This window comes from Streptomyces sp. NPDC046876 (genome assembly GCF_040645035.1).
Lineage (GTDB): Bacteria > Actinomycetota > Actinomycetes > Streptomycetales > Streptomycetaceae > Streptomyces.
Genome location: NZ_JBEYXK010000246.1, coordinates 1 through 1,134, shown reverse-complemented (window position 1 = coordinate 1,134; position 1,134 = coordinate 1). Strand labels below are relative to the sequence as shown.

General features: G+C 77.4%; 1 protein-coding gene. It reads right to left on the bottom strand.

Going from position 1 to position 1,134, the window contains the following annotated elements; all coding sequences use genetic code 11:
• Positions 1-106: 106 nt before the first annotated feature.
• Complete coding sequence (locus ABZ924_RS38765; protein WP_361920461.1) at positions 107-1,012, bottom strand: sigma-70 family RNA polymerase sigma factor; 906 nt, start codon at positions 1,010-1,012, stop codon at positions 107-109.
• Between the last annotated feature and the right edge of the window lie 122 nt (positions 1,013-1,134).

The window sequence follows — 1,134 nt, the reverse complement described above, 5'->3', positions numbered from 1 at the left end:
CGCTCCCCGCGATCCACAGCCCGGCCGTTGCCGGCCCCACCCCTGCGGCCGCCACCGGCAGCGGCGTGTCGGGGGCCGACCTGCCGGCCGGCCCCGGTCCCGGACCCTACGGGGCGACGGGCTCGGCGCAGGAGCCGGCGCGCAGTGCGGCGTCGAGGTCGAGGAGCTCGGCGTACGCCCGCGAGCAGGGCCGACAGGCCGCCAGGTGGCGGGCCAGGCCCCGGGTGCGCGGGGTGGGGCGGCGGCGCACGGCCGCACCGAGCACGCTGCCGTAGTGGCGGCACCGTGCATCGGCGGCCGAGGAGAGGTGGGCCCGCAGGTACGCCTCGCGCAGTCCTTCGCGGGCGCGGAAGGCCAGGGAGGTCACCGCGCTCGGGGTGATGCCCAACAGCAGCGGGACGGGGTGTGGGCAGTCGTCCTCGACGAGGGTGTGCCACAGCACGGCTTTCCACCGCTCGGGCAGGGCCTGGAAGGAGCGGGCGACGAGCCGGCGGTCCTCGCTGTCCAGCAGTCGGCGCTGCGGGTCGTCCCCGCTCGGGCCGGGCCGGCACCAGGGCTCGACGTCCGGTGTCAGGACGGTGCGCCCGGCGCCGGCCCGCCATTCGATGGCCGTGTGCCGGACGACCGCCAGCAGGTACGGGCGCCACTGCTCTCGCGGACCGGCGCCGGAGCGGACGGCCTGCACGGTCCGTACGAAGGCCTCCGAGACGAGGTCCTCGGCGTCCTGCGGGGTGCGGCAGCAGCTGCGCGCACATGCGAAAGCGGCGACACGGTGCCGCCGGTAGAGGAGTTCGCAGACGTCGGGATCGCCCGGGCCGGAGGCGTACGCCTGCCGGAGCCGCCGGATGAGGTCCGCGTCGGACGGGGGTTCCGGGCCGACGCAGGGGTCGGGGCCGACGTCGGGGCCGGCATCCGGGCCGGCACCGGGACCGGCATCGGGGTCTTTGCGGTGGGACGGGGGCGCGGCCGCGTGCTGCCGGGCGGCCGGGACGTGTCGGTGAGGGCCGGACATGGCACTCCTGGTGTGGTCGGGGGGCACGTGACGCACGGATGCGGTGCCGACCCGAAGCCGGCCGGCCCGCGGAGGGCCAGCCCGCCAAGGACCTCACCGACGTCGCCCACAAGGCCATGCGG